The 25064-nt window shown below is 52.9% G+C and carries 22 protein-coding genes; 21 read left to right on the forward strand and 1 reads right to left on the reverse strand.

What is annotated here, in order from left to right:
* The first annotated feature begins 333 nt into the window (after positions 1–333).
* From mnmG to mgtE, 14 genes are all read left to right on the forward strand, one after another.
* Positions 334–2238, forward strand: a complete 1905-nt coding sequence (gene mnmG, locus CXF87_RS00860) for a tRNA uridine-5-carboxymethylaminomethyl(34) synthesis enzyme MnmG (protein WP_101145093.1) — start codon at positions 334–336, stop codon at positions 2236–2238.
* On the forward strand, positions 2235–2894 hold the full coding sequence (gene rsmG, locus CXF87_RS00865; RefSeq protein ID WP_101145094.1) for a 16S rRNA (guanine(527)-N(7))-methyltransferase RsmG: 660 nt from the start codon (positions 2235–2237) through the stop codon (positions 2892–2894). Before mnmG ends, rsmG begins: the two co-directional genes overlap by 4 nt.
* 27 nt (positions 2895–2921) lie before the next feature.
* Positions 2922–3689: a ParA family protein gene (locus CXF87_RS00870; protein WP_101145095.1), complete on the forward strand. Its 768-nt coding sequence runs from the start codon at positions 2922–2924 to the stop codon at positions 3687–3689.
* Between the two features lie 61 nt (positions 3690–3750).
* Positions 3751–4680, forward strand: coding sequence for a ParB/RepB/Spo0J family partition protein (locus CXF87_RS00875; protein ID WP_101145096.1), 930 nt, complete (start codon positions 3751–3753; stop codon positions 4678–4680).
* 251 nt (positions 4681–4931) lie between these two features.
* A complete protein-coding gene (locus tag CXF87_RS00880; RefSeq protein WP_101145097.1) occupies positions 4932–5324 on the forward strand; it encodes an ATP synthase subunit I in 393 nt (130 codons plus the stop codon).
* A 33-nt stretch (positions 5325–5357) separates the two neighbouring features.
* The gene (atpB, locus tag CXF87_RS00885) at positions 5358–6185 is read left to right on the forward strand and encodes a F0F1 ATP synthase subunit A (RefSeq protein ID WP_101145098.1); all 828 of its coding nucleotides are present in this window, start codon (positions 5358–5360) and stop codon (positions 6183–6185) included.
* A gap of 76 nt (positions 6186–6261) precedes the next feature.
* Positions 6262–6489 (forward strand): F0F1 ATP synthase subunit C, encoded by a 228-nt coding sequence (gene atpE / locus CXF87_RS00890; RefSeq protein WP_022521051.1) that lies wholly within the window; start codon positions 6262–6264, stop codon positions 6487–6489.
* A gap of 76 nt (positions 6490–6565) precedes the next feature.
* Positions 6566–7036 carry a F0F1 ATP synthase subunit B gene (locus tag CXF87_RS00895; RefSeq protein ID WP_022521052.1) on the forward strand — a complete coding sequence of 157 codons (471 nt, stop codon included), beginning with the start codon at positions 6566–6568 and terminating at the stop codon, positions 7034–7036.
* A gap of 11 nt (positions 7037–7047) precedes the next feature.
* Positions 7048–7584, forward strand: a complete 537-nt coding sequence (locus CXF87_RS00900) for a F0F1 ATP synthase subunit delta (RefSeq protein WP_101145099.1) — start codon at positions 7048–7050, stop codon at positions 7582–7584.
* Between the two features lie 16 nt (positions 7585–7600).
* Positions 7601–9145: a F0F1 ATP synthase subunit alpha gene (atpA, locus tag CXF87_RS00905; RefSeq protein WP_101145100.1), complete on the forward strand. Its 1545-nt coding sequence runs from the start codon at positions 7601–7603 to the stop codon at positions 9143–9145.
* 64 nt (positions 9146–9209) lie between these two features.
* Entirely contained in the window at positions 9210–10097 is an 888-nt protein-coding gene (gene atpG, locus CXF87_RS00910; RefSeq protein ID WP_101145101.1) for a F0F1 ATP synthase subunit gamma, read from the forward strand.
* A 74-nt stretch (positions 10098–10171) separates the two neighbouring features.
* Positions 10172–11551, forward strand: coding sequence for a F0F1 ATP synthase subunit beta (atpD, locus tag CXF87_RS00915; protein ID WP_101145102.1), 1380 nt, complete (start codon positions 10172–10174; stop codon positions 11549–11551).
* Positions 11552–11575: 24 nt separating this feature from the next.
* On the forward strand, positions 11576–12004 hold the full coding sequence (locus CXF87_RS00920) for a F0F1 ATP synthase subunit epsilon (RefSeq protein WP_101145103.1): 429 nt from the start codon (positions 11576–11578) through the stop codon (positions 12002–12004).
* Between the two features lie 162 nt (positions 12005–12166).
* Complete coding sequence (gene mgtE, locus CXF87_RS00925; RefSeq protein ID WP_101145104.1) at positions 12167–13543, forward strand: magnesium transporter; 1377 nt, start codon at positions 12167–12169, stop codon at positions 13541–13543.
* 21 nt (positions 13544–13564) lie between these two features.
* Here mgtE and CXF87_RS00930 read toward each other — a convergent pair whose 3' ends face one another.
* Entirely contained in the window at positions 13565–14758 is a 1194-nt protein-coding gene (locus CXF87_RS00930) for a cation diffusion facilitator family transporter (RefSeq protein ID WP_008959068.1), read from the reverse strand.
* A gap of 216 nt (positions 14759–14974) precedes the next feature.
* Here CXF87_RS00930 and CXF87_RS00935 point away from each other — a divergent pair, with 216 nt between their 5' ends.
* The 7 genes from CXF87_RS00935 (at position 14975) to CXF87_RS00965 (ending at position 25013) form a co-directional block, all read left to right on the forward strand.
* Positions 14975–15775: an undecaprenyl-diphosphate phosphatase gene (locus CXF87_RS00935; protein ID WP_101145105.1), complete on the forward strand. Its 801-nt coding sequence runs from the start codon at positions 14975–14977 to the stop codon at positions 15773–15775.
* A gap of 119 nt (positions 15776–15894) precedes the next feature.
* On the forward strand, positions 15895–16986 hold the full coding sequence (locus CXF87_RS00940; RefSeq protein WP_101145106.1) for an FAD:protein FMN transferase: 1092 nt from the start codon (positions 15895–15897) through the stop codon (positions 16984–16986).
* Position 16987: 1 nt separating this feature from the next.
* The gene (gene glmU, locus CXF87_RS00945; RefSeq protein ID WP_101145107.1) at positions 16988–18358 is read left to right on the forward strand and encodes a bifunctional UDP-N-acetylglucosamine diphosphorylase/glucosamine-1-phosphate N-acetyltransferase GlmU; all 1371 of its coding nucleotides are present in this window, start codon (positions 16988–16990) and stop codon (positions 18356–18358) included.
* 195 nt (positions 18359–18553) lie between these two features.
* Positions 18554–20395 (forward strand): glutamine--fructose-6-phosphate transaminase (isomerizing), encoded by a 1842-nt coding sequence (glmS, locus tag CXF87_RS00950; protein WP_101145108.1) that lies wholly within the window; start codon positions 18554–18556, stop codon positions 20393–20395.
* Between the two features lie 134 nt (positions 20396–20529).
* A complete protein-coding gene (locus CXF87_RS00955; protein ID WP_101145109.1) occupies positions 20530–21342 on the forward strand; it encodes a TnsA endonuclease N-terminal domain-containing protein in 813 nt (270 codons plus the stop codon).
* Complete coding sequence (locus CXF87_RS00960; protein ID WP_101145110.1) at positions 21332–23404, forward strand: Mu transposase C-terminal domain-containing protein; 2073 nt, start codon at positions 21332–21334, stop codon at positions 23402–23404. Before CXF87_RS00955 ends, CXF87_RS00960 begins: the two co-directional genes overlap by 11 nt.
* 184 nt (positions 23405–23588) lie before the next feature.
* A complete protein-coding gene (locus CXF87_RS00965) occupies positions 23589–25013 on the forward strand; it encodes an ATP-binding protein (protein WP_198555968.1) in 1425 nt (474 codons plus the stop codon).
* Positions 25014–25064 lie beyond the last annotated feature (51 nt).

Here is a 25064-nt window from a genome sequence, read left to right on the forward strand (position 1 = left end):
GCTATTCCATCCACAGGCTTAACACCCCTTCTACCCAGGCACTCCCGCCTTCAAACATGTAGAAGTCAACAATATAAGCACATGAAAATATTAAGGATAAGTCGCTTATACACAGAAATTGTCCACACTAGTAATTACAACATTTACAGAACTTCTCTTATTTTATATTTATGTTGTTATTAATAACGAAGGGTTGGTGATTTGGGGTGTGGAAAAACCTGACGGTTACCCACAGGGGGTTTATACTTGCCGGCTCATTGATCTAAGGTGGCCATGTCTGAGAACTGCACTGGCCACATCATCCGTGCCGAAAGGCGCAAGACGAGGTGCCTCTTGAATTATCCCGACCGCTTTGACGTGATTGTCATCGGCGGTGGCCATGCGGGAACTGAAGCCGCATTGGCCTCTGCTCGTATGGGCTGTCAGACCCTGCTGCTCACCCACAACATCGAAACCCTGGGCCAAATGTCGTGTAACCCCGCGATTGGCGGCATCGGCAAAAGCCATTTGGTTAAGGAAATCGATGCGCTGGGCGGCGCCATGGGGCTTGCCACGGATTTAGGTGGCATCCAGTTTCGCGTGCTCAATGCCCGCAAAGGGCCTGCCGTTCGGGCAACCCGTGCCCAGGCTGACCGCATCCGCTATAAGTCCGCTATCCGCGGTATGCTGGAAAACCAGTCCAACTTGACGATCTTCCAGCAGGCTGCTGGTGATCTCATTGTGGATAACGACACCGTGCGCGGCGTTGTCACGGAAACCGGTATTCGCTTCCATGCTGAAAGTGTCGTGCTGTGTACCGGCACATTTTTGGGTGGCGTGATTCACATTGGCTTGGATCAAAGCAAGGGTGGCCGAGCAGGCGATCCACCCTCCAACGCTCTGGCCGAGCGGCTGCGTGCGCTACCGTTTCGCGTTGATCGGCTGAAAACCGGCACACCGCCGCGTATTAATGCCAAAACCGTGGATTTTTCCCAGTTGGAAGAACAACCCGGCGACAGCCCCACACCGGTCATGTCCTACATGGGGTCACTGGAAATGCACCCTCGGCAGGTGAGTTGCCACATTGCTCACACCAATCAGCAAACCCACGATCTGATTCTGGCGAATCTTGATCGCTCGCCGATGTACTCCGGTGTGATCGAAGGAATTGGGCCGCGTTATTGCCCATCGATCGAAGACAAGGTTCATCGCTTTGCCGATAAATCCAGCCATCAGGTGTTCATCGAACCCGAAGGCCTGGATACCCACGAGCTTTACCCCAACGGTATCTCGACCTCGCTGCCGTTTGACGTGCAGATTCAAGTCGTGCGTACGATCAAGGGCCTGGAAAATGCCCATATCACCCGGCCTGGCTATGCTATCGAGTACGACTTTTTTGATCCGCGAGACTTAAAACACTCGCTGGAAACAAAATTTATCCACAACCTGTTTTTCGCTGGTCAGATTAACGGCACTACCGGTTACGAAGAAGCTGGCGCTCAAGGTTTGCTAGCGGGTTTGAATGCCGCACGCCGTGCTCAAGAGCTGGACGCCTGGTATCCCCGCCGCGATGAAGCCTATCTCGGCGTACTGGTCGACGACCTGATCACCATGGGTACCAAAGAGCCGTACCGCATGTTCACTTCCCGTGCGGAATACCGCTTGCTGCTGCGTGAAGACAATGCAGATTTGCGCTTAACCGAAGCTGGCCGCGAATTAGGCCTCGTCAATGACGAACGCTGGGCCGCGTTTAGTCAAAAGCGCGAAGCCATTGAGCAAGAGAGTGCGCGTCTGGATACCATTTGGATCCAGCCAGGTAGCCCGGCTGCGGCACAGGTGGCGGAAACTACCGGTGCGGCGCTCACGCGCGAATATCGCCTGAGCGACTTGCTCAAGCGCCCAGAACTTAACTATAGCGATTTGGCCAATCTACCCGGCATCGAAGGCACGCTGGTTACCGATCCAGCGGTTGCCGAACAGGTGCAAATCCAGGCCAAGTATCAAGGCTATATTGACCGTCAGCAGGATGAGATTGACAAGCTAAAACGCCATGAAGGAACGGTGCTGCCTGCCGAGCTGGATTATTTGAAAATAGAGGGGCTATCCATCGAAATTCGCCAAAAGCTGGCTGAAGCACGGCCGGAAACGCTTGCTCATGCGGCGCGTATCTCGGGTGTCACGCCAGCGGCTGTGTCTATTTTGCTGGTGCATCTGAAAAAGCGCCGGTTAGTCGCAGCGGCAGAGGTGGTTAACGGATGAGTTCGTTGAACCCACTGTTAAAAACTCTGCCTGCAAGCGTTGCGCCACGTCTCGACCAAGGGCTTAGCCAGTTGGCTATCAGCGTTGACGACCATCAGCGCGAGCAACTGCTAGGCTTATTGGCACTGTTGCACAAGTGGAACCGGGCTTATAACCTCACAGCGGTGCGCGATGTGGACGAAATGGTGTCGCGCCATGTGCTGGACAGCGCCGTAGTACTGCCTTATGTGCAAGGGCCGCGGCTGTTGGATGTGGGGGCGGGCCCAGGTTTACCCGGTTTAGTGTTGGCTATTTTGGCCCCCCAATTAGACGTCACGTTGCTGGACAGCAATGGCAAAAAAGTCCGTTTTCAGCGCCAAGCGGTGATGGAGCTTGGTCTTAAAAACGTAACGCCTGTTCAGGCGCGGGTAGAGCAGTTTCAAGCCGCCACGTTTGACCAGGTGATTTCGAGAGCGTTTGCCAGCTTGGTGGATTTTGTCACCTTGACTCGCCAGTTACCGAGTGCCGATGGTCAATGGCTGGCCATGAAAGGACCGGGCGCTGACGATGAGTTACGCGAATTGCCCCCCGGTATTTGTTTACATAAGCGTCACCTGCTGGAAGTGCCTTTTGAAACGGCCCAGCGGCAGTTATTAATCTTGAAAGCTGAATGTTGATTCTGACCCCAGGAAGGAGTTGAGTAAGTGAGCCAGATCATTGCCCTGACCAACCAAAAAGGCGGTGTGGGCAAGACCACCTCAGCCGTTAACCTGGCGGCTAGCCTCGCTGGACTCGATCGTCGCGTGCTGCTGGTGGATCTTGACCCTCAAGGCCATGCCAGCATGGGCAGCGGCATCGATAAATACGAGCTCGACAAAAGCGTGCTGGATGTACTGCTAGGTGAAGCAACGGCCGCTGAGACCATCGTTAAAGACCTGGCGGTAAAGTATGACGTTCTGCCGGGTAACGGTGATCTCACTGCCGCCGAAGTCGAGCTATTGGATCGCGAGAAAAGTGAAAGCTGCTTAACCACCGCGCTTGCCTCGGTCTCCAGTGAATACGATGTGGTGCTTATTGACTGCCCACCCTCGTTGAACATGCTCACCGTGAATGCGTTAACGGCTTCTGATAGCGTATTGATCCCTCTACAGTGTGAATTCTATGCCCTGGAAGGGTTGTCAGCACTGCTCGATACCGTTGAACAGATTAAGCAAAATGTGAATCCTGACCTAGCGATTGCAGGCATTTTGCGCACCATGTACGACAAGCGCACCAGCTTAACGCGGGAAGTGGATAAGCAACTGCGTGACTACTTTGGCGACATGCTGTTAAAAACCACCATACCCCGCAACGTAAAAGTTGCCGAAGCACCAAGTCACGGGTTACCCGTGACGCAATATGCCCGGTTCTCCCGGGGTAGCCAGGCCTATCGTGTGTTGGCGAAAGAGATGATTCGTCGTCTTTCACTATAACCACTCTTCACTTCAACTCTTCAATTCAAAAAAGGGGCGCTGAAAAAATGAGGGAAAGCGAATGACGCGTAAACCCGCGCTGGGACGTGGCCTGGATGCTCTGATTGGTGCCGGTGCCCGTCGCCGTGACAGCCTAGAACTTGCAGGTAGCGGCACCCCGTTGGAGCTTTCTGACGCCGCGCGTAGCGCCGCGGCTGAAGATGTTAGCGAAGATCGCCTTGAGCGCCTCCCGTTAGGACAACTAACGCGGGGTAAATATCAGCCGCGCCGCGATATTCAGCCTGAAGCGTTAGAAGAGCTGGCAGATTCCATTCGCGCCCAGGGCGTTATGCAGCCTATCGTGGTGCGCCCGATCGGCGTCGACCGCTACGAAATTATTGCCGGTGAGCGCCGCTGGCGTGCCGCACAGCTGGCTGAGCTGGACGTTATTCCGGCCGTTATTCGCGATGTCAGCGATGAAGTCGCCTTGGCGCTGGCGTTAATCGAAAACATTCAGCGTGAAAATCTAAACGCTATTGAAGAAGCCATGGCACTCAAGCGCCTTGGTGAAGAGTTCGAGCTTACTCAGCAGCAAATAGCCGACGCAGTGGGGAAGTCGCGCACTCAAGTGGCTAATTTGTTGCGCCTGCTGGCGCTAGATCCCGAAGTACAAACCCTGCTTGAACGTGGCGATTTGGATATGGGCCATGCGCGGGCATTGCTAACGTTAAATAGTGCCCAGCAGCGGCAAGTGGCCCATGAAGTGGTCAATAACGACATGACCGTTCGGGCAACTGAAGCGCTGGTGAAAAAAGTGCAGACCAGCCAAGCTCCCATCAAAATGCCTAGCCGTCCAAACAAACAGCCTGATGTGGCAAAATTGGAAACCCATCTTGGCGAGTTACTTGGCGCGCCCGTCTCTATTGATCATGGTCAAAAAGGCAAAGGTAAATTAACGATACGCTATACAAGCTTGGAAGAATTAGACGGTATCTTAAATCATATTAAATAGCAGGCTATCAAACATCGCGTAAGAAGTGACCACGTTTTCCCTCTTTGGTCGCAAATCGACCCCTTAACGTACAAAATCGGTGCGACTTCGGTTGAAGGTGTGATAGCGCTTCCCTATAATCGCGCAAGATTTGTGCAGGTTGCCTGTGTTTGTTGAAGTATGCCGATTTTTTTAGGGCTGGGTATTGGTTCAAAGCGCTATTGCTAAGCGCCCGTTGAGAGAGCTCTTACAGAGAGCCCATATAGAGAGCTATGCAGCGATACGAAACCCAGCGGCGAAAAGCCTACATCCTTCGGCTTACGATCGTGCAACTCTCGATGGCCCTTTGCGGCATGCTGGCAGCCTATTGGGTGGAAGACGTTGAAGGCATGTCATCGGTATTTAAAGGAGCGCTGGTAGCCTTGCTCCCGCATGCTTTCTTCATCAAACGAATGGGTGTTTTGCGCGCGGTTAGGCCTTCACAGGCAGCGATGCGCTTGTTTCGCGCCGAAGCAGGCAAGTTTGGTTTGACGGTGGCACTGTTTGTTGCAGTGTTCGTGGCAGCGCCCCCTTCAAACCCTACTTTCTTTTTTTATGCTTATGTTGCGGTTGTTCTAACGCATTGGCTTACGCCTTGGTTAATGCCAAAAAACGTCAATGCCTAGAAAATTGCACAATTAAATTGAGGTGACACATCCATGGCCGCAGGAAACGAAGTCTCGACGACTTACTATATCCAGCACCACTTGCAGAACCTGACGTTTGGTAACCACCCTGTTAATGGCTGGTCGCTGGCGCATTCGGCGGAAGAAGCCAGTGAAATGGGCTTTTGGGCCATTCACTTAGACACCATGGGCTGGTCAATTGCCATGGGGCTGCTGTTTATCTGGATTTTCCGCAAAGCGGGAAAAATGGCCACTACTGGTGTCCCCGGCGGCCTGCAAAACGCAGTAGAAATGGTCGTCGAATTCGTTGAAGGCATGATCAAAGGGACCTTCAAAGGCCATAATCCGCTTATCGCGCCACTGGCCCTGACGCTGTTCGTGTGGATTCTGTTCATGAACACGCTAAAAATTATCCCGGTCGATTACTTCCCGGTGCTGTTCAGTAAGCTAGGCGTGGACTACATGAAAATTGTGCCCACCACCGATGTGAACGCTACGCTAGGGTTAGCATTAGGCGTCTTCGGGTTAATCCTCTACTACAGCTTTAAAGTGAAAGGCGTGGGTGGCTTTGCCAAAGAGCTGTCACTGACCCCATTCAATCACTGGGCCTTAATTCCCTTCAACCTGCTTCTTGAAATCGTTGCTCTGCTGGTGAAACCGTTCAGCTTGGCAATGCGTCTTTTCGGCAACATGTTCGCCGGGGAAGTGATCTTCATTCTGATCGCTATGCTGCCCTTCTGGGCTATCTGGGTGCTGGATGTACCGTGGGCGATCTTCCATATCCTAATCGTCGTACTTCAGGCCTTCATCTTTACAGTGCTATCCGTGGTGTATCTAAGCGCTGCACACGAACATCACTAACCCGAGCAATGCTTGCAACACATTAACCCTTAACCTCAACCCTCGACCTTAAACTTGAAAAACTAGGAGCATTACCATGGAACTTATCTACATTGCCGCTTCCATCATGATCGGTCTCGGCGCTCTAGGTACCGGCATTGGCTTCGCTATTTTGGGCGGTAAGCTGCTTGAATCTACAGCGCGTCAGCCAGAACTAGGCGACCAACTGCAAACCAAAACCTTCCTAATGGCAGGTCTGTTGGATGCGGTTCCGATGATAGGTGTTGGTATCGCAATGTACCTGATCTTCGTTGTTGCCGGTTAATGACAGCTCAGCCGAGCGTTAAACGCTCGGTTTTGTTTCACTCCGGTCGCCACGAACTTGTCAGAGGTACATTCCTGTGAATATCAACATGACGCTAATCGGGCAGACGATCGCCTTCGCGATCTTTGTCTGGTTTTGCTTAAAGTATGTGTGGCCTCCGATCAGCAACGCGCTTCATGAGCGTCAGAAAAAAATTGCTGATGGCTTGGACGCAGCCAGCCGCGCTAACCGCGACCTTGAGCTTGCTCAAGAGCGGGCGGAACAAACGCTGCGTGAAAGCAAGGAGCAAGCTTCTCAAATTCTTGAGCAGGCCAATAAGCGCTCTGCCCAGATAGTTGAAGAAGCCCGCGAACAGGCCCGCGCCGAAGGCGAACGCCTTGTAGCGAGCGCACGTTCCGAGATTGAGCAAGAAGTGAATCGCGCTAAAGATGAACTTCGTGCCCAGGTCTCTTATCTCGCCGTTATGGGTGCCGAGCGTGTTCTTGAAGCGTCGGTCGACGAACAAGCCCATCGCAAGTTACTTGATGAGCTTGCTGCTGAACTGTAAGGAGGTGAATCATGGCGGAACTACTGACCGTCGCTCGTCCTTACGCTAAGGCAGCGTTTGAATACGCGCGTGATCATGAGGCGCTTGATAGCTGGTCACAAGCGCTGAGTTTTTTAAGCTTTGCGGTAGCAGACGTTAACGTTCGCCATCGGTTAAGCAGTCCAAAACTAGACAGCGACCAAAAAGTGTCGCTGCTTGTTGAGCTGATTCCTGAGCAACAAGATGACGCTTTACAGCGGTTTTTGACTGTCCTGGCTGACCAAAGTCGCCTGATGGCGCTGGCATCGATTGCTGAACAGTTCGAGCACCTGCGTGCTGAACACGAGCAGCGGGTTGAAGTGAATGTCACTTCTGCTTATCAGCTAGATAGCGAGCAAGAAACGAAGCTAGCGAACGCGCTTAAAAAACGTCTGAATCGCGAAATCTCTATTACTACTCAAGTGGACAAGTCGCTGATTGGCGGTGTCATCCTACGTGCTGGCGATACCGTTATTGACGGGTCGGTCCGTGGTCGATTGAACCGTCTTTCTGACGCGCTAACCGCTTGAGTCTGAGGGACATGGCATGCAGCAACTGAATCCTTCCGAGATCAGCGACATCATCAAGCAGCGAATTGAAAAGCTTGACGTCGCATCTGAAGCCCATAATCAGGGCACCATCGTCACTGTTTCCGACGGTATCGTGAAAATTCACGGCCTCGAAGACGCGATGTTTGGTGAAATGATCGAATTCCCCAACAGCATCTTTGGCATGGTACTCAACCTGGAGCGCGACTCCGTTGGTGCCGTCGTGCTGGGTGACTACTTGCAGCTCGAAGAAGGCATGACCGCCAAATGTACCGGTCGTATTCTCGAAGTGCCGGTAGGCCCCGAGCTGATTGGCCGTGTTGTCGACGCGCTGGGTAATCCCATCGATGGCAAAGGCGATATTAACGCTAAAATGACCGACGCCGTCGAGAAAGTGGCGCCGGGCGTTATTACCCGTCAGTCTGTTGATGAGCCGATCCAAACCGGTCTCAAATCCATTGACGCCATGGTGCCGATCGGCCGTGGTCAGCGTGAGCTGATCATCGGTGACCGCCAGATTGGTAAGTCCGCCATTGCCATTGATGCGATCATCAACCAGAAAGGCAAAGGCGTGACCTGTGTCTACGTGGCGATTGGTCAGAAGCAGTCGACCATTGCCAACGTGGTGCGCAAACTCGAACAGCACGGCGCGATGGAACACACCATCGTCGTGGCTGCGGGCGCTGCCGACCCGGCGCCGATGCAGTTCCTGGCACCTTATGCGGGTTGCACCATGGGCGAGTACTTCCGCGATCGCGGCGAAAACTCACTCATCGTGTATGACGACCTTTCCAAGCAGGCCGTTGCGTACCGTCAGGTATCGCTGCTGCTGCGTCGTCCGCCGGGCCGTGAAGCTTATCCTGGTGACGTTTTCTATCTCCACTCACGTCTACTTGAGCGTGCTGCGCGGGTTAACGTCGACTACGTTGAGAAGTTCACCAACGGTGAAGTGAAAGGCAAAACCGGTTCCTTAACCGCACTGCCTATCATCGAAACCCAGGGTGGCGACGTTTCTGCGTTCGTACCGACCAACGTAATCTCGATTACTGATGGTCAGATCTTCCTGGAAACCAACCTGTTTAACTCCGGTATTCGTCCGGCGATTAACGCAGGTCTGTCGGTTTCTCGTGTCGGTGGTTCGGCGCAAACCAAGATCATCAAAAAGCTCGGCGGTAGTGTTCGTCTAGCGTTGGCTCAGTACCGTGAGCTGGCGGCGTTCTCTCAGTTCGCGTCTGATCTTGATGAAGCCACGCGTAAGCAGCTTGAGCACGGTCAGCGTGTGACTGAGCTGATGAAGCAGAACCAGTACTCGCCGATGTCGATAGCTGAAATGGCGCTGTCTCTGTATGCCGCCAACGAAGGCTTCCTGGATGATGTCGAAGTGAACAAGGTGTTGGACTTTGAGCGTGCGCTGCACGACTACATGAAGTCTGAACACGCTGATCTACTCGACAAGATCAACCAGAGCGGCGACTACAACGGTGAGATTCAAGACAGCTTGAAGTCGGGTCTCGAGAAGTTCAAGGCGACTCAGAGCTGGTAATGTCTAGCCGCCTGCGGGCGGGTTTGCATGCTTTCTGAGAGCCACGAACGAAAGGTAGATCGCTATGGCAGCTGCAAAAGAGATACGCACCCAGATCGGGAGCATTAAAAATACGCAAAAGATCACCAGCGCCATGGAAATGGTGGCTGCATCGAAAATGCGTAAAGCGCAAGATCTGATGAGAGCTAGTCAGCCTTACGCTAAGCAGATCCGTAACGTGGTTGGCCACCTAGCCAACGCGAACCCTGAGTACACGCACGACTATATGGTCGAGCGTAGCGAGGTTAAGCGCGTTGGTTACATTGTGGTTTCCACTGACCGTGGTCTGTGTGGTGGCTTGAACCATAATCTTTTCAAAGCATTACTCAAACAGGCCAGCGAGTGGAAAAAGCAGGGCGCAGAGCAGGATTTTTGTGCCCTGGGTGCTAAAGCCAGCACCTTTTTCCGTAACTACGGTGGCAATTTGGTCGCAGCGAAAAGTGGATTAGGTGAAGCCCCGACGGTAGAAGGCTTGATTGGCAGTATTAAGGTCATGCTTGAAGCGTACGATGAAGGACGTCTCGACCGGCTGTACGTGGTGCACAACGAGTTTGTGAATACCATGACGCAAAAGCCAGTGGTTCGTCAGCTTCTTCCCCTGTCGCCCGATATGGGCGCAGACGCTGAGCAAGACGACGAAAACGCCCGTCCCGGAAGCTGGGACTACCTGTATGAACCGGATGCCAAGGCGTTGCTCGATAGCCTGTTGGTTCGTTTCATCGAATCGCAGGTGTATCAGGCGGTAGTGGAAAATGGCGCTTGTGAACAAGCCGCTCGAATGATCGCTATGAAAAGTGCCACCGACAACGCAGGCGGCCTGATCGACGATCTGGAGATGGTTTATAACAAGGCCCGTCAGGCTGCCATTACCCAGGAAATTTCTGAGATCGTCGGCGGCGCTGCTGCCGTATAACGCCTAGGGAGCCGACTCTTTTAAGCGGCTCCCGGCAGACAGGTTTCATTTGCAGGTTTTAGAGAGGAACCAAGATGAGCGGACGTATCGTACAAATCATCGGCGCGGTGATTGACGTAGAGTTTCCGCGGGACTCTGTGCCCAAGGTCTACGACGCGCTGAAGGTCTCCGATGTTGAGACCATCCTCGAAGTCCAGCAGCAGCTGGGCGACGGCGTGGTGCGCACCATCGCCATGGGCTCCACTGAGGGCTTGAAGCGTGGCATGGCAACGACCAGCACAGGTGCCGCGATTTCCGTACCGGTAGGTAAGGAAACGCTGGGCCGTATTATGAACGTACTCGGCGAGCCGATCGACGAAGCGGGACCGATCGGTGAGCAAGAGCGTATGCCTATTCACCGTAAAGCACCGAGCTATGCCGACCAGGCAGCCTCTAACGAGCTGCTGGAAACCGGTATCAAGGTTATCGACTTGGTCTGCCCGTTCGCTAAAGGCGGTAAAGTTGGCCTGTTCGGCGGCGCCGGTGTGGGTAAAACCGTTAACATGATGGAGCTTATCCGCAACATCGCCACCGAGCACAGCGGCTACTCTGTATTCGCCGGTGTGGGTGAGCGTACGCGTGAGGGTAATGACTTCTATCACGAAATGACCGAATCCAACGTTATCGATAAGGTATCGCTGGTTTACGGTCAGATGAATGAGCCGCCGGGTAACCGTCTGCGCGTGGCGCTGACGGGCCTGACCATCGCTGAGAAATTCCGTGATGAAGGCCGCGATGTTCTGCTGTTCGTCGATAACATCTACCGCTACACCCTGGCAGGTACCGAAGTATCGGCACTGTTGGGTCGTATGCCATCAGCGGTAGGTTATCAGCCGACGCTGGCTGAAGAGATGGGCGTTCTGCAGGAGCGTATTACCTCGACGAAAACCGGTTCAATCACTTCCGTACAGGCCGTTTACGTGCCCGCGGATGACTTGACCGATCCGTCGCCGGCGACCACCTTCTCCCACTTGGATGCTACCGTGGTATTGGCGCGTTCTATCGCTGAATTGGGTATTTACCCGGCGATCGATCCGCTTGACTCCACGTCGCGCCAGCTGGATCCGTTGGTTGTCGGTGAAGAGCACTATGCGACCGCTCGCGGTGTGCAGAACGTTCTTCAGCGCTATAAAGAGCTTAAGGATATCATCGCCATTCTGGGTATGGATGAGTTGTCTGATGAAGACAAGCTAGCCGTATCCCGAGCGCGTAAAATCCAGCGCTTCTTGTCGCAGCCGTTCTTCGTGGCCGAAGTATTTACCGGTTCACCAGGTAAGTATGTCTCACTGAAAGACACGATTAGTGGCTTCCAGGGCATTCTCGCTGGCGAATACGACGAATTGCCGGAACAGGCCTTCTACATGGTCGGTTCAATCGACGAAGCCGTCGAGAAAGCCAACCAGATGAAGAAGTAATCCCGTCCATGAGGGGGATTCGCTATGGCGAATAGCTTTACTTGCAATATCGTCAGCGCTGAAGCATCCATCTTCTCAGGTACTGTTGAGCAGGTGATTGCTTCCGGAATGATGGGTGACCTGGGCATTTTGCCGGGTCACGCTCCGCTGCTGACCGAGCTTCAGCCGGGCCCGATCCGCGTGATCTATGATGGTGGCGCAGAAGAGAACTTCTACGTCACTGGCGGTTTCATGGAAGTTCAGCCGGACGTGGTAACGATACTGGCTGATGCCGCATCACGGGCCAGCGACCTCAATGAGGCTGCTGCCGAAGAAGCGCGTCAGCAAGCGCTGAAAGCCTTTAACGATAAGTCATCGGAGCTTGATTATACTCGAGCGGCCGCTGAACTTGCCGAAGCCGTTGCTCAGCTGCGAACGATTCAGCAGCTGCGTAAAAAGGCGGGTAAAGGCTAATACCCACGCATTTGGCGTGGTACAGCGCCCCTTAAGCCCGTTATCAGGGTTTAAGGGGCGTTTTTTTGTTGGGTAGTAAGGATAGTAATATAAGTAAGTATGATGAGTTAGGTAATGGATTAAGTCGGCAGCACGACGTTTGTCAGTGTGAAGGGGAGAGCCATGGCGCTTAACGATGAAAGCCTACAGCAATTAAAAGCCGAACTACTCGACGAGTTGGCCAAGGAAGTGCCTAGTAAATCGGTGCTCTCTTTGCGTTTGGCCGAAACCCGCTCAGCGGATATCGGTGAAGTGCTCGAAGAGATGATCGAGGATGACGAAGAGCTACCTGCGGCGCTCGCTCTGCTGGATATTCTCTCTGCCGAACGGGCTGCCAATGTGTTGGGCTATTTGCCCGGTGAGAGCCAGCTTGAGGTAGTCGGGAAGCTGGACGACAGCCAAGTACTCAAGCTGCTCGAAGAGATGGGCTCGGACGAACGTGCCGACCTATTTAATCTACTCAGTGAAGACCGGCGTGAAGCATTGCTGCGTCGCATGGCTCACCGCGAGCGGGAAGACCTAAAGCGGCTTGCCAGCTACGAAGAGGGTACCGCAGGCGCCATCATGACCTCTGACTATGTGTCCATAGCCAGTGGCATGACGGTGTCGCAAGCGATGATGCGGGTACGTCAGACCGCCCCGGATGCAGAAACGGTCTATCAGCTCTATATCCTCGATAGTGATGGGCATTTGATCGGTACTATGTCGTTACGCCAACTGATGGTGGCACGCCCAGGCGCCATTGTGGATGACATCATGATCAAGGATGTTATCAGCACCCGCGTTGATAATGCTCAGGAAGATGTTGCCCGAATTGTGGCAAAGTACGACCTGTTAGCGCTGCCGGTGATCGATGCGGACGGCCGGATGGTTGGCATCGTGACCCACGATGACGCCATGGATGTGGCTGAATCCGAAGCAACGGAGGATTTCCACAAGGGGATGTCGATCGGCCAGTTGGAAGATGGTGTGAGCCGTGTGAAGCTCTGGAGCCTTTACCGTAAACGCGTGTTCTGGCTGGTTCTATTGGTGTTTGCCAATCTTTTTTCGGGGGCCGGGATTGCCTATTTTGAAGAGACCATTGCCGCCCAGGTGGCGTTGGTGTTCTTTTTACCGCTGTTGATCGGCAGTGGCGGTAACGCGGGGGCGCAGGCTGCCACGTTGATGGTGCGCGGTATGGCGACCGGTGATGTCGGGGTAAAAGACTGGGGCAAACTACTGGGCCGCGAACTGCTGGTGGCGGGCTCGCTGGGTATCACCATGGCGATTGCAGTCACGCCGATTGGCATTATGCGCGGGGGCGAAGCGTTGGCCATGGTAGTGGCCTTTAGCATGGTCACCATCGTGCTGTTCGGCAGCCTGCTGGGCATGTGTCTGCCCTTTGTTCTCGAGCGCTTCAAGGTCGACCCGGCCACAGCTTCGGCGCCACTGGTGACCACCTTGATCGACGCCTCGGGGGTGGTGATTTACTTCAGTATTGCCACGCTGCTGCTGTCTTAATGGTGGAGAAAGGTTCTAGGGTTAACGCATGGAGCTGCTGGCTGCGCGGGTAATAAACAGCACTTCCACATGACCCAGCCACTCGATATCGCTAGCCAGCGCCTTCAACTGGCTAGCGAGGCACTGAGGCGGTTGATGCACTGCATCAGCAATAATCAGCGATACCGAGACCTTATCGTCCAGGTAGTGCAACTGCAGCTCGTTTAGCGTTCGCCAGACTGGGTGCTTATACCAGCGGGCATCTAGCGCAGCCTCTACTTCAGGTCGCAGCGGAAGGCCGGGAAGGCGGCTGGGATCGCCCGCACCGGCGTCGTCTTCGGGGTCAACGTGGAAGATCACATCGGTTAACGCAGGGAATTCGTGGCGCAGGCGGCGGCTGACTTCGTTACCGATCTCATGCGCTTCGGAGACGGTGATTTTGGGTCCTACCACCACGTGTAGATCAACCATGACCCAGCCCGCCGACTGGCGAGTACGCAGATCATGAACGCTATCCACACCCGGAACGCTGCAGGCCACATCGTGCATCTGATCCTGAACATCTACCGGCAGCGCGGTATCGACCAGCTCGCGGGCCGACTCCCACAGCAAGTCCAACCCTACCTTACCCACTAATAAACCGACGATGATGGCAGCGACAGCATCCAGCCAGCCCAAGCCAAACTGAGCGCCTACCAGGGCTACCAGCACCACGGCGGTGGATAAGGCATCGCTGCGCGAGTGCCAGGCATTGGCTTCGAGCAATTTTGACTTTACCCGCTTAGCCACTCGCATGGTGTAGCGAAAAATCCACTCCTTACTGAGCAGCGCAATCACCGTGATGACAATCGCCAGCATACCAGGCGCGTTAACGGCAGTACCGCTAAACAGGCGATCCAGGCTCGACCAGGCAATACCGCCCGCCACGAAGATCAGCACACTTCCCAGCAATAGGGTGGTCAGGGTTTCGATTCGGCCGTGGCCGTAGTGGTGGTCTTTATCGGGCTCCTGGCGGCCGTAATGAATGGCTGCCAGGACAAAACCATCGGTGACTAAATCTGATAGGGAGTGAATGCCGTCGGCGATCAACGCCGCTGAGCCGACCATAAAACCAATGGTGACTTTAACGACACTCAACAGGGCGTCCAGCCATGCACCGATGTAGGTGACACGCTTGGCTTCTTGGCTAAGTCGCGCTTGATCGTGAACCACTGGCGTTTCAACGGTCTGAGTCATGGGTACCTTGCAAGGAAGCACGCATTCAATAGATGCCCATTGTAGCGCACTCCTTATATCCTCTATAGCGTCCACTGCCTTTGGATGGTGAAACAGCACTTTTCAGTGGTTGTAGCGGTTAATATCAGCAAGGCAATGGCGGACAAAGAATTGGTGGATGTGTATCCTTAAGCGCCATTGAAAACCATCAAATTGTGACTCTACACAGGATTATTTATGGATTGGCTCCAGGTGGTGGTGTTAGCGGTTGTTCAGGGAATTTCTGAATTTCTACCCGTTTCAAGCTCTGCCCACCTGATTTTGGTGCCTGTGCTGACAGAATGGGAAGATCAAGGCTTAGCCTTTGATGTAGCGCTGCATTTGGGCAGCCTCTCCGCGGTAATACTTTATTTTCGCCACGAAATTTGGCAGATGATGACCAGCAGCCTAGCTGCTATGCGCGGTAAAGGCGTGAACGATGACGCACGGCTCGCCTTTTGGGTGACATTAGCCACGATCCCCGTGGGTATTATTGGTTTAGTACTGCACGATGTTATTTCTCACTATATGCGCTCTACACTGATAATTGGCTTCAGTTTAATTGGTTTCGGTCTATTGTTGGGGTATGCCGATTGGCGAAAAGGGGGAACGCGCAGCGAATATCAACTGCGTTTGAAGGATGTGCTGATTATTGGCGGTGCCCAGGCGCTGGCGCTAATTCCTGGCACGTCGCGCTCGGGCATTACTATTACGGCGGCTTTAATGGTGGGAATGAGCCGGGAAGGCGCCTCACGTTTCTCTTTTTTGCTGTCGATTCCGGTGATTGTGTTGGCCGGTGGCTTGGAAGCCATAGGCCTTTTTAACGCATCGGAGTCGATTGATTGGTTAGCGATGCTAGTGGGTACGTTCCTGTCCGGGGTCAGCGCGTACCTGTGTATCCACTACTTCCTAGTCATCATCAAAAAATTGGGGATGCAGCCGTTTGTTATTTATCGCGTATTGTTTGGCGCTTGGCTGCTGTGGTTCTTTTATTTTTAACAGCTTAATTTTTAGAGTTTTATTTCCAGGGCAAGGCAGCTATGAACAGGTCTGATAAGAAAAAGTCTGGCAAAACTGAGTTGGTAGAAAGGTCGGGTAGGTGGGGAAGGGAATTAGGAGTGTTAGGCGTATTGTTGGGTGCTCTGCTGGTACTGCCTGGCTGTTCCGAGAGTGATCGTCCGCTGGAATCCCCCGTCCGTTTTGACGGCAATATTTTTGGCACTTTTTATCAAGTCACCATTATGGATCCGCTCACTCAGGGCGAGTCTCTTGCACTGGAAGAGGGTTTCAAAGCGGAGCTTGAGAGCGTTGATCAGGCGATGTCCACCTACCGTGACGATTCCGAACTAATCGCCTTTAACGAGGCGCCTGTAGACGAGTGGCAACCACTCTCCAACGAACTGATTGAAGTGTTGGCCATCAGCCAGTCGGTGGCTGAAGCTAGCCACGGTGCCTTTGATATTACGGTGGGTGACCTGGTTAATTTATGGAGCTTCGGCCCCGGGTCCCGGCCTGAAGAGGTACCTGCTGATGAGTTGCTGGCCGAGCAACTTGCCCGAGTGGGTTTTGATGCAGTAGAGCTTGATAGCCAAAATATGCAGGCAAGGCGTACTCGCGATGTGTTTGTCGATCTTTCCGGTGTGGCCAAAGGCCATGCCACGGACCGAGTGGCCACATATTTGGATCAACAGGGTATTGAGCACTACTTAGTCAATTTAGGTGGCGACCTGATCGCCCGTGGCGTACGCGATGAAGACGAGCAGACTCCGTGGCGGATTGGCATTGAAGTCCCCGAAGATGGCCAGCAGCGTGCACAACATATTATTCCGCTAGAAAGCATGTCAGTCGCTACCTCGGGTGACTATCGCAACTATTTTGAGGTAGAGGGTGAGCGCTTCTCGCACACCATTGACCCGCGCACAGGCCGACCCGTCACTCACCAATTAGCGTCGGTGTCAGTCTTCCACCCCTCTAACGCTTGGGCGGATGCTTGGGCGACGGCACTATTAGTCGTCGGCGAGCAAGACGCTATGCAAATGGCCATCGAGAATAACCTAAAAGTACTTCTGCTCGTTCGCGAGGGTGAGCAGTGGCGCAGCATTGCTACGCCTGAATTTGTTAATTATTTCGGTGAATCACTGGTTGATGAGCTGGGTATTGAACAACTCCCTACTCCGACGCCCACCAACCAACCCGTAACAGGTGAATAACATGCATGAACTGGATATCGTCATTCTCGCCGCGGGTAAAGGCACGCGTATGCGTTCTCAAACCCCTAAAGTACTGCATACCTTGGCGGGTAAGCCAATGGTGCAGCATGTATTGGATACTGCCTCCGGGCTGCAGCCTGATCGTACCCATGTCGTCATCGGCCATGGTGCGGAACAGCTGCGCGAGGCGCTGGCCGACACTGCGGTGCAGTTTGCGGTGCAGGCCGAACAGAAAGGCACCGGTCACGCGGTGGCTCAAGCGCTTGAGCAGCTCGGTAGCGGCAAGGTGCTTATCCTCTATGGCGATGTCCCCCTGTTACAGCGTGATTCACTGAGGGAGCTGTTGGCCCAAGTGGATGAACAGCACATCGGGCTGTTGACGGTGACGCTGGATGACCCAACGGGCTATGGCCGGATTGTGCGCAACGACGCGGGCCATGCTGTGGCGATTGTCGAACAAAAAGATGCCAACAACTCACAGCTTGCAATTAGTGAATGCAATACCGGTATTATGGCTATGACCAGCGCTCAGCTAAAACGCTGGTTACCCCAGCTTTCCGCCGAGAATGCCCAGGGCGAGTACTACCTGACCGATGTGATCGCCATGGCCGCCGACGAAGGCATCAAGGTCTGCACGGCCCAGCCAGCCACTGCGGTTGAAGTGGAAGGCGTTAATAATCGCGCACAAATGGCCCGCCTGGAACGTGCTTATCAGCAGCAGCTTGCCGATAAGCTGATGGCAGAGGGCGTGGCGCTTGCCGACCCCGCACGCTTGGATGTGCGCGGGCGTTTAACCTGCGGCCATGATGTCTTTATTGATGTGGGCTGCGTTTTTGAAGGCGACGTTGAACTGGGTGAGGGTGTGCGTATTGGCCCTTACTGCGTGATTAAAAATAGCACCATTGGTGCCGAAAGCGTGGTAGACACCCATAGTGTGATAGAGGGCACCGTGGCAGCGGGCTTGAACCAGATCGGCCCCTTTGCGCGGCTACGCCCCGGGACACGGTTGGCGGTAAAAGCCAAGGTGGGCAATTTTGTTGAAACCAAAAATGCCGATGTCGGTGAGGGTAGTAAGATTAATCACCTAAGCTATGTAGGTGACGCACGCTTAGGCCGGGATGTGAACGTTGGTGCGGGCACGATTACCTGCAACTACGACGGTGCCAACAAACACCATACAGAGATTGGTGATAATGCCTTTATTGGCTCGAACACAGCCTTGGTCGCGCCTGTTTCGGTAGGCAAAGGCGCTACCGTAGGGGCAGGGTCGACAATTGCTAAAGACGTTACCGATTACGCCTTAGCCGTCACGCGTGGTCGCCAGCTAGAAAAAATCGACTGGCTGCGCCCCAGCAAGCGTACAGAGCCATAATTCGTTATTAATTCGTAAAATGGCGATTAAATTGGTTTTAAAATAGTGCTAAGAATCATTAAAAAGCCGTATTCATAATCAATGGCCGTTGTTTTACCGTTCTGCAGATTGGTTGAGTAGGGTTTGTAAGAAAAAGCTGGCGAGCGGAAAGGCTCTGGTTAAAAGTGCTCTGGTTAATAACCTAGGAGAGTGATTATGTGTGGCATTGTTGCCGCCGTTGCCCAGCGCAACGTCCAAGAAATTCTATTAGAAGGACTAAAACGCCTGGAATATCGCGGCTATGATTCGGCCGGTATGACGGTGTTTAGCGATGGCGTGCTGACCCGTCGCCGGGCGCTCGGAAAAGTGGCGGCGCTCGCTGCGCAATTGGAAGCTTCCGCGCTACCGGGTTTTTCGGGCATTGCACACACCCGCTGGGCAACCCACGGCAAACCCTCTGAAGCTAATGCCCATCCGCATCATAGCGGCTCCCACATTGATGAAAACCAAGTGGCGGTGGTGCATAACGGGATTATTGAAAACTACGAGAATATAAAAGATAACTTGCAGCGCAGCGGCTACACGTTTAACTCCGAAACCGACACCGAAGTAATTGCCCACTTACTCTCCGAAAAGCTGAACGATGGCCTCTCCCTGTTTGACGCGACGCAACAGATCGTTAACGGCTTAGGTGGCGCTTACGCCTTGGGCGTGATGAGCGCAAAAGAACCCGGTGTGGTCGTCGGCGCCCGCCAGGGCAGCCCGCTGGTCGTTGGCGTGGGCATTAATGAAGCCTTTTTAGCCTCCGACCCGCTGGCACTGCTGCCGGTGACGGACCGCTTCATTTATCTTGAAGAGGGCGATCTGGTTGAACTGCGTGAGCAGGGCTTTATTCGCATTGTAGATCGTCACGGTAACCACGTTGAGCGTCCTATCCAGACCTTTGAACACGGTGATGGGGCTGCCAGCAAAGGCGAATATCGCCATTACATGCTTAAGGAAATTTTCGAACAGCCGAAGGTGATCGAGGCAGTATTAGAAGGGCGGCTGAGCGCTCAAAGTGTGTTAGTGGAGAGCTTTGGCCCTGATGCTCTGGCGCTTTTCCAGCGTACCCGCCAAGTGCATATCATCGCCTGCGGCACCAGCTACCACGCCGGGCTGGTGGCGCGTTACTGGCTAGAGCGTTACGCCGGAGTACCGGTTCAGGTCGAAGTGGCCTCTGAGTACCGTTACCGCCACCCAGTCGTGCCCGAAGGTACGTTGTTTGTCAGCCTCTCCCAGTCAGGTGAAACCGCGGATACACTGGCGGCGCTGCGTTTTGGGAAAACGCTGAACTATGTCGGGTCGTTGGCAATCTGTAACGTGCCCGGCAGCTCATTGGTGCGTGAGTCGGACATTACCCTGATGACACGCGCAGGCCCTGAAATTGGTGTGGCCTCCACCAAAGCCTTTACGACTCAGCTTGTGGCGTTAATGCTGCTGACGCTTTCCGTGAGCAAAGCAAAAGGGCAGGCCGAATACCCAGATATCATCGCCGCTCTACGCACGCTGCCCGAGGTGTGCCAACGAGTGCTGGCGCTAGACAGCCAGATCGAAGCGCTTTCCCAAGCATTTGCTGAAAAACACCATGCGCTCTTTTTAGGGCGCGGCGCCCACTACCCGATCGCCCTGGAAGGGGCGCTGAAGCTCAAAGAGATCTCTTATATTCATGCCGAAGCGTATCCGGCAGGCGAACTTAAGCACGGCCCGCTGGCGCTGGTGGACAGCGAAATGCCGGTGATCTCGGTCGCCCCCAACGACGACCTACTCGAAAAGCTAAAATCCAACCTTCAAGAAGTCCGCGCCCGCGGTGGCCAACTGTTTGTATTTGCCGATGAAAGCGTGGGCATTGATGCCCAGGAAGATATTCGTGTGCTAACGCTGCCTCACGTGCATGAAGCACTGGCGCCGCTACTGTATACGCTGCCGTTACAGCTACTCAGCTACCACGTCGCCGTGCTTAAAGGTACTGATGTTGACCAGCCGCGTAACCTAGCCAAAAGCGTGACGGTGGAGTGATAACGTCGCCAAACATTACACTTAGTGTCGGAGACGAATAAAGTTTGATAAAAAACAATAAAGTCTGATAAGAAATAATAAAGTTTGTTAAAAATTGGCCTCCTGATATGCTTCATGCATAGGGAGGCCTTTCTATGGATACGAGTAAGTCCGTTGAGCCTAAGCAGAAGAAAAAACTGAAGACACGTGGGCGTGGTTCAGGGAAAGAATACGAACCGTTTATTAAAATCCACGAAATAAGCAGCAGCGGAGAGAGTGTCCGTATCAGAAGCGCTACGGTAGGTCGCACTCACCACCTGCTGTCGGGTATAGAGCGCGATGCGTTTCTTATGTTCGATCAGTTGGATCAAACGACAGACCTTCGCGAACAATTCCCTCTTCCTGTTGATGACACCTTAGAAATTTGTCGGCAGCTGGGCATCAAGCATCCCCAGCAGCGTGGTTACCTCATGGTTGTCTCGACTGATCTGCTGGTCGATTTTGCAGACGGGAAAAAAATAGCGATTGCGATAAAACCGGTATCAAAGCTGAGTGAGCAGCGAACCATAGAACTCTTGCAGATTGAGAAGAGCTACTGGGAATGCCGGGGCGTCGCGTGGCACTTGTTTACTGAGCGTGAAGTTACCGATGGGATGCGTGAAAATTTAAAATGGATTCAGCCCTATGTAGGTGAGGATGTGGCTGACCACTATCAGCTATCACTGAGCGAAGTCGACGACCTCATCAGGCGTATTCAGCCGCATCCGCAAGCCAAGGTGTCCCAGTTATGTGCAAAGCTAGACGATCAATATAGCGTTGAGCCTGGCTTCCATCTCAGTATTTTTCGTTACGCTGTCGCCCAACGCTTCATCAAAGCACCGTTTGATCAGCCTTTTCATAGCTGGCAATGCAAGGATTTAGCCGTAAGCGAAAAAGCGCAGGCCAATGAGGTGTTCAATGCATCTTAACCTTGTTTACACGGATCCCAGCACAAAATGCCGCTTTCGCGTAGTGCGAGAACAGATCAGTGAATTGATGTTGATTGACATCGATGACGCCAATGCGTGGCCCTTTCCCATAGAAGAAGAACAGTTAAAGGCGCTAGAGTATGAGCGCATTGACGACCCATACCCGTTGCCGGATGTTCCTGTTGGTAGCTTGGCTGCAGAGAAGCGAGACGAAGCGTGGGAAGTTATGGTGCCACTTCTGGATCGTTACCGTGACTTGTTCGATAAAAAGAAAAGAAACCAATTAATAAAACAGCGACTAGAGAGTACCACCAAAAGTCGGCTGTATATCACTCGTACGCTTCGCCGCTACTGGCAACGAGGCATGGCACCCAATTCGCTGGCACCTGATTACAATCGCTGCGGTGGTAAAGGAAAACCGCGCCGCGACGTTAAGCAAAAGCTTGGGCGTAAACGTACGGTGACTCCAGGCGAAGGGGTGCCAGTAACCGATGAAATAGCTGAAATTTTTAAAGCGGTGATAGATGGCTTTTATTTGACCAACCCAAAGCTTCCGCTAAAAGCAGCGAAGGACAAGGCTATCGGGCTTTATAAAGCCCGCTACCCTAATGCAGAACCTTCGATGGTGCCGACGCTTGCCCAGTTTCGGTATTTTTACAGTCAAAACTATCGCCCCGGTGAAGCGGCATACAAAAAGATACCCAAGCGGGTGTATCAAAAGGATATGCGTCCACTGCTGAGTACCTCGGGGAATATGAATTTCGGTCCAGGTGCCCGCTACGAAATCGATGCCACCATCGGCGATATTTACCTCGTATCTGATCAAGATCCCAACGAAATTATTGGGCGGCCGACCATCTACTTCGTGAAAGATGTTTTTAGCCGAATGGTAGTGGGGCTTTATATCGGCTTAGAAAACGCCTCTTGGGTCTCGGCTATGATGGCGCTGGCCAATGCCTTTACGAATAAACAAGATTTCTGTCGCAAGTATGGTATTGAAATTGACCTTAACGTTTGGCCAAGTATCGGTATTCCAGCAGGTATTATGGCTGACCGAGGCGAGCTGCTCTATCGTCAAGCAGATGTATTGGTAAACCGATTTGGCATCCAACTGAGCAACTCGCGCGCCTACAGAGGGGATGATAAAGGGATATGCGAGCGACACTTCAACACGACTCAAGCAGAGTTTAGACCCTATACGCCGGGTATTGTTGAGGCAGAAAATGGCAAAAAGCGAATCGGAAAGCGCTATGAGCTAGACGCGACTCTGAGTCCGTCTTCCTTCACGAAGTTAATGATCAATTTGGTCATCTATTACAACAACGTGAACCCAGTATCAGGGTACGATTTTGCACCGGATATGCCAGCTAGCCTGCCTGCAACGCCTGTTAGCCTCTGGCAATGGGGCATTCAGCACAGAACAGGCAAACTACGCGTATGCGATGAGAAGCTCACGTGGATTAACCTGCTGCCGTATGAAACGGGCACTATTTCAGAAGTAGGCATCACGTTTAAAGGGTTGGTATATACGTGCCAGGAAGCGCTTGCAGAGGGCTGGTTTGACCGTATACGTCAGACGCGACCTGAAACAGTCACCATCGCGTTCGATCCTCGGCGCACCAACACGGTATATCTTCGGCCCGATGAACGGTTTGATAGCTACTGGGCATGTGAGCTTTCAGATCGCAGTCGACGTTATCGGGATATGAGCTTTTTAGAGGCAGGTAGAAAACTAAAAGAAAGCCGAAAAACAGAAGCCAAAGCTAGGCAGCGAGCAGCCTTTGAAAAGCCTGATCTAATTGAAAATATTGAGAAAATAGTTGCTGAAGCCAAGAAAAATAATAAGGCATCCCAGCAAGACCTCCCTAACTCTCAACGTTTGGCTGGCATTAAGGATAATCGTTCTAAAGCAAAAGAAAATGAGCGTTCTCAGCGTAAAAGCGATAAGCACGTTCACCGTAAAAAGCCTGCAGATGTGGTCACTTTAAAACCGAAGGAAGCACCGGAAGAGAGTTTGGATTACCCAAGCCTCATTCCTTTCTTGGAGGATGATGATGACTAGGCTCGTGAACGCACAATACCGAGAAGCCGAAATCCTAGATTATGAAGGCCATCCCCTCATTACTGCGCTCCCACCCATCAATTCACCACAAGCGACCGCCGAAATGTTGTCGCTAACGCCCAATATTCCTGAGGCAGAAAAAACGCTGCCACCGCATATTCGCCGCCATGCGATGATGCGGATATTGGATCAGTTTCTGCACCCGACGAAATCACATTTGCAGTTAGAGCAATTAGTGTCAGGGATGTTGAGGCGTGGCTATCTAGGTCGCAATATTGCGGGCATCGAATATCAGCGCAACCTAAATGATGTAGGGCGCACGGACTTTAATGCCATTCTGCGCAACGCAGGCAGTGCTGCTTTAACGAGCTCGGTCATTGGGTGCTCGGGGACCGGAAAGTCAACAGCCATTGAGGCAATACTCAAGCACTATGACCAAGCGCTTTACCACCCACAATACCAACATACGCAACTGGTATGGCTGAAAGTTGAGTGCCCACATGATGGGTCGGTAAAGAGTCTATGCACGCACTTTTTCCGTGCGGTAGATGATGCGCTAGATACTGATTACGAACGTCTGTATTTCAAATCCAGCTCGTCAGCGGAAAGAATGCTGGCCGATATCGCCAGGGTGGCTGCTTTGCATTCGCTCGGGCTGTTGGTGCTGGACGAAGTACAGCACCTGGAAAAGTCGCGCTCAGGTGGTGCCGACAAAATATTGAATTTCTTCGTTACTTTGACGAACGTCATTAAGGTACCGGTGCTCTTTATCGGGACACCAAAAGCACTCGATTTATTTAAGCCCACGATGCGATCAGCCCGTCGCGCCTCCCAGTTTGGGAGTTTAGATTGGGAGCGGTTCTCGTGTGTACAGCAAGGTAACGCACCAAGCGAGTGGAAGCATTTTTTCAAACGTTTGTGGAAACTCCAATGGCTGTCGTCCCCTACGCCGTATAGCGAAGATATGAACGAGCTTTTTTGGGATTTGACACAAGGAATCGCTCATATCGCCGTGGCGCTGTTTTACCTCAGCCAAACCCGCGCGGTCACTGCCATGAAAACACCGATACTCAGTGAAGAGCTGGTAATAAAAACCTATAACGAAGAGCTTTCGCTGATTCACCCTATGGTGATGGCGCTAAGAAGCGAAAATCCAGAACGTATTAAGGAATATGCGGATCTTGACGTTCCCATTGAGGCAATTCGCTTAAAAGCAACCGCTCCTCTTGCCATGCCTGAAGCGCTAACGGTCGAGGAAGAGAGAGCAAGCGAGGAAGCAAAAGAGCCCTCTACGTTCCAACGCCTCTCATCGATCTTGGCCAATTTTGGCATAGGGGAAGATATCATCCCCGCTATTGCCTCCCAAGCCATTGAAGAAAACCCAGACGCTGATATCTGGACATTGGTTGAGCATGTGAAGCGTCTTGAAGATCCTCAAAAAGGGAACGCAGAGAAAAAAGCGCCTGCAAGCGACAAAGCCAAGGTAAAAGCCTTGCAACCCCGCTACACCGAGAATGATCTTCGTTTAATGCGCCAAAATGACGCCGAAAAGAGCTACCAACACTTCAAAAAGAAGGGAGTTATCATTGATTTCTTAGCCTACTTGTAAACGGCTACTTACCTCTCAAACCAGACAATTTCAATCTGCATGGTTGTTTAT

The sequence above is a fragment of the Halomonas sp. MES3-P3E genome, from assembly GCF_002836035.1.
Taxonomy (GTDB): Bacteria; Pseudomonadota; Gammaproteobacteria; order Pseudomonadales; family Halomonadaceae; genus Vreelandella; species Vreelandella arctica.